This is a genomic window from uncultured Bifidobacterium sp., from assembly GCF_949292005.1.
GTDB lineage: Bacteria > Actinomycetota > Actinomycetes > Actinomycetales > Bifidobacteriaceae > Bifidobacterium.
The window spans coordinates 1-4,533 of record NZ_CASEXV010000092.1 but is presented as its reverse complement, the minus strand read 5'-3'; the positions used below and the strand labels follow the sequence as shown (position 1 = coordinate 4,533).

At 59.1% G+C, this 4,533-nt stretch carries 3 protein-coding genes and 1 pseudogene; all 4 read right to left on the bottom strand.

All coding sequences use genetic code 11. From position 1 onward, the window contains the following. Positions 1-453 (bottom strand): annotated as a pseudogene (locus tag Q1X90_RS07195) (hypothetical protein); the annotation flags it as partial. Positions 454-549: 96 nt separating this feature from the next. Then, a complete protein-coding gene (locus Q1X90_RS07190; RefSeq protein WP_300768541.1) occupies positions 550-1,890 on the bottom strand; it encodes an alanine--glyoxylate aminotransferase family protein in 1,341 nt (446 codons plus the stop codon). 40 nt (positions 1,891-1,930) lie between these two features. Further along, positions 1,931-2,680: an aspartate/glutamate racemase family protein gene (locus Q1X90_RS07185; protein WP_300768538.1), complete on the bottom strand. Its 750-nt coding sequence runs from the start codon at positions 2,678-2,680 to the stop codon at positions 1,931-1,933. Between the two features lie 59 nt (positions 2,681-2,739). Next, positions 2,740-4,326 (bottom strand): NCS1 family nucleobase:cation symporter-1, encoded by a 1,587-nt coding sequence (locus Q1X90_RS07180; protein ID WP_300768536.1) that lies wholly within the window; start codon positions 4,324-4,326, stop codon positions 2,740-2,742. Positions 4,327-4,533: the final 207 nt, after the last annotated feature.

The window sequence follows — 4,533 nt, the reverse complement described above, 5'->3', positions numbered from 1 at the left end:
GACGGCGAAGGGGAAATGACGCATCATTCCCTCCTCAACGAGATGACCGGCCACGGCGATGGCGGTGACCACTCCAAGAATCCCGTCATAACGGCCCGCATCGGGAACGGAATCAAGATGCGATCCGAGAATCAACGCCGGTAGTCCCGGCCGGCTTCCCTCCACGCGTCCAACGAGATTCCCGGCGGGATCCATTCTCACGCTCATGCCGGCCTGCCTCATCCACCGCCCTGCCAACTCATAGGCACGTGACATTTCGCCCGACAGATACATGCGCTCAATTCCGTCGGGCATGTCGCTAAAAGCGGCCAGCTCATCGCAACGCCGCATAATCAGATCAGCCCCACGCTCCGCCCATTCCGCTGGCCCCTCACCCGGCCGGGCGGAAAACACGTGAGCCGCCGCATCCCTCTCAGATGCGATGTCGGATGTTCTCGTCGTACCTGCCATCATCACCATTCCCCTCACACTCCATCCACTTGAATCAACGTCACGAGCCCCAGCGCCGCACGCACGGCCAGGGGCCACTCCCCCACAACTCCCGGTGGGTTAGGACCGGTTCCCATAGACCGACAGTGCCGCGGCAACGCCCCGTGAGACCGACACCTCCACACCGTGACGTTCAAGAACCGTTCCCAACGCCGCGATGGTGGTGAGGACAGCGTCACGTCGCGCGTTGCATCCCATGACTCCGATACGCCAAATCGCGCCTTTGAGTGGCCCAAAGGACGACGCGATCTCCACGGAGAAGTCACGCAGCAGCTCGGATCTCACAGCCGCGTCATCGACACCATCCGGTATGACCACTCCTATGACGTCGTTCATCCTTGTCAACTGATTTCCGTATAGCCGCAGACCCATGCCGACAATGCCCGCGGACATGGCGGCACCGTTCAGGCGATGCCGCTCGATCGCCTGATCGACGCCCTCCTCCGTGAGGATGCGCAAGGCCTCATGCACGGCGTAGAGCATGTGAGTCGCCTCGGTGTGGTGGTTGAGATGCCTTGGGCCCCAATAATCGAAGATCTGGGGAAGATCGAAGTAGTTGCTGCGGATCCTGCGCTCGGCAATCTCCTGCGGCGAATCCGCCACTCCCGCCTCTATGCTTTTACGCTGCTCCATTACGGCCACCGCTCTTTCCGACACCGTGATGGGCGCGGCGCCGGATGGACCTCCAAGACACTTCTGCATGCCCGTGGTGGCGATGTCGATTCCCCAATCGTCACACCTCAGGTCGTTGCCCACCAATGAAGCCGTGGCATCGGTGTAGAGCAAAGCCCCGTTCTCATGGCAGACATCGCCCAGACCCTCCAAAGGCTGCAGCATCGTCGTCGAGGTATCGCCATGAACGGTTGCGACGAGTTTCGGATGCACCCGTTTGACGGCTTCCACCACCTCCTCGACGGCGAACACCTGCCCCCAGGGCCTTTCAATGACGTGGACATCCGCGTCACACCGCTCGGCGATCTCCTTGAGCAGCATTCCGAAACGTCCGGCACAGCATACGAGGACGGGGTCTCCGGGAGCCAGAACGGACACGAAGGCCGCCTCGATGGCCGACCTTGATGTTCCGTCGACGACCATCGTCTGCCTGTTGCGAGTCTTGAACGCGACCCGCAGCATATCCTGCACCTCCCGCATCACCCGAAACATGTAGGGGTCGAACTGGCCGACGGTGGGCTTTGACATCGCGGCGAGCACACGAGGGTCGACGTTCACCGGCCCTGGTGCCATAAGCAGGCGGTGTGGCGGATTCAACGGCTCCACCGGCAATGTCTCCAGTGGTTCCTGCATGTCAATGGCCATTTTCTCTCCTCCGACTTCATTGAGGAACGACGACCAGAAAATCGTCTTCCACGATGATCCAATGACGTGAAATTTATCCTTCATATATTTCCATTATGAAAATAAACTTTCTTCTCCTGTGGGTTCATTGCCCACCATTCAGCTCGAACGGCCGGAGAATCCCGTCGATCCGCTTGGGAAGGGGAGGGGCGAACTCACCCCGGGAGGGACTCCCCACACCAATCCGCACCAGAGCGGCCGCGAACATCGTCCCCGCCGCGACCCCATCAATGACCGGAATCTGAAGCTCATCCTCCAGACGCCCGCACATAGCGGCCATTCCGGCGCATCCCAGAACGATGGCATCCGGACCGTCCTCCGCAAGAGACCGCAGACACTCGGATCTCAAGGCCTCATACGACCCCTCGAAATCCTCCTCGAGACCCAGAACGGGGACCTCGCATGCGCGGTAGGCAACGCACTGCCGAGAGAATCCATAGGAATCCACCAAATCCCGAGCCCTACCCAAAGTTCGTTCCAGAGTCGTCACGATGGCAAAGGACCGGCCCACAAACGAAGCGGCGTGGAAGGCCGCCTCGGCGATACCCACGACCGGCCCGGTCGCCAACTCCCGGGCCGCCTGAAGCCCCGGATCCCCGAAACAGGCGATGACATAGCCATCAACGCCCTCGGCCTCACCCTGACGAACCTCATCCAACACGCCAATCGCGGCCAGAGCCTCATCGTAATGCCCCTCTATCGAGACCGGGCCCATTGCGGGACTGACCGCGTCCACCTCGACATCATCCGGAGCCACGGCGCGGGCAGCCTCCCCGACGTGTCTGGTCATGGACCCCGTGGTGTTCGGATTGATGACCTTCAGACGAATAGCCATGATCAAACCCTCTCCAATGGTCTGCCTTTCACATTCCCAACAGCGAAAGATCAAGCGAATCAGTCAGTCACGGACGCGCCATCGTTGACGCCAGGCTCATCGCCAGCGAGCCGGGGCATCTGCGGACGATACCTCTCCAACAGCCAGAAGACGAGATATCCAAGTCCCGCGCCAATAAACCAACTGAAATTGGACAGCCACGTGACATCCACGATCCCCAGTTGTTCCAACGGGGAGGGGAGGATGGCGGCGGCCACAGCAGGAACCCCCGCGGCCACCAAAGCCAGAACCGCATTAGGGTTGAAGCCGTTGCGGTACCAATAGCGCCCCTGCGGACTCAGAGTGAACATGTCGTCCACAAGAACGTGCTGTCTCGATACGGTGAAGTATCCGGCGATGAGGATGCCGAACAGTGGCCCGATCAAAGACCCCAATAGGTCCAGAGTGTAATGAATGGCCTGATCGTTCGAATACCAGTTCCACGGGGTGATCACGACGGAACCCACGGCGGCGATCATGCCACCCGCGCGCCAGCTGATTTTACGAGGATTGACATGGGAGAAATCAAAGGCGGGCGACACGAAATTCGCGACGATGTTGATACCCACGGTGGCGATGACGAAGGTCAGCCCTCCGAGGAGGATCGCGAACGGCGTGTCAATGTGCTCCACCGTTTCAATCGGATCCGTAATCAGCTTCCCAAAGACCGGCACGGTCGCCGAGGCGCAGATGACCGTCAATAGGGAAAACACAAGGAAGTTGACGGGAAGGCCCCAGAAATTTCCCTTTCTCACACTGCGGTAATCATGCGAGTAGCGCGAGAAGTCACCAAAGTTGAGCATAGGACCTGCGAAATATGACACGACAAGCGCCACGGCGGTGATCATGACGGGTATGGACTCGGCGAAACCCATCGGACGCCCGGAGGAGAGGTTCAGATCAATGTTTCCCAGCCCCCCGGCTTTGGCAACAAGATAGACAGCCAGGGCCATCATGACGACATAGACCGCCGGTCCCGCCCAGTCAATGAATTTGCGTATCGTGTCCATCCCTTTCCAGAACACGCACGCCTGCGCGACCCACAGGATGCCATAGGATATCCACCCCAAGGCGGACAGCCCCAGAAAGGACACCTCTTCCAAAGCCCGTGATCCGGGAATGAATTTCAGAAAGATGATGTTCAGCGACTCCGACGCGAGAAACGTCTGGACTCCATACCACGCCACCGCGATGATCCCTCGGATGATGGCCGGGATGTTCGCACCCTTGACCCCGAACACAAACCGCGTCGTCACAGGGAACGGAACCCCCATGCGCTGACTTGGCTTGGCCACCAGATTGACGAGAAGCTGGACGATGACGATTCCCACAAGAAGCGCCACGAGCACCTGCCAACTGGCGATGCCCAAAGCGAACAGACTGCCCGCGGTGACATAGCCTCCCACGGAGTGCACATCCGACATCCAGAACGCGAAGATGTTGTACCACGACCATGTCTGTTTCCTTAAGGGAGCAAGATCGGAATTGGCCAGACGGGGATCATAGGAATCCTTGATAATCACCTCCCCGGTCGCATCGTCCTCACGCGGCCCATCGTCTCGGGGAGCTTCTCTTCCCGCGTCCACAGCGGCGTCCATCGCAGTCATTGCGTCCTCCTCGTTCCTTGTATGCCTTCCGACAATGCCAAGCCTCCGCCAAACCACCACAGAGCTTGCGAATAGATGAATTCAACGGCCCATCAATTAACTGAAATGTTTGTTTCGTTCAATGAGTTCTGAAATTCCAATTTCATTACATCCGTTTGAACGCCGCGTTTCACATGCCGGCATCGGACAGATTATCGGGCAATCCGT

What these genes read in the sequence shown, in the direction of transcription:
- Q1X90_RS07190 (WP_300768541.1), bottom strand. Translation starts at nt 1,890, where the DNA reads ATGAAGGATAAATTTCACGTCATTGGATCATCGTGGAAGACGATTTTC.
- Q1X90_RS07180 (WP_300768536.1), bottom strand. Translation starts at nt 4,326, where the DNA reads ATGACTGCGATGGACGCCGCTGTGGACGCGGGAAGAGAAGCTCCCCGA.
- Q1X90_RS07185 (WP_300768538.1), bottom strand. Translation starts at nt 2,680, where the DNA reads ATGGCTATTCGTCTGAAGGTCATCAATCCGAACACCACGGGGTCCATG.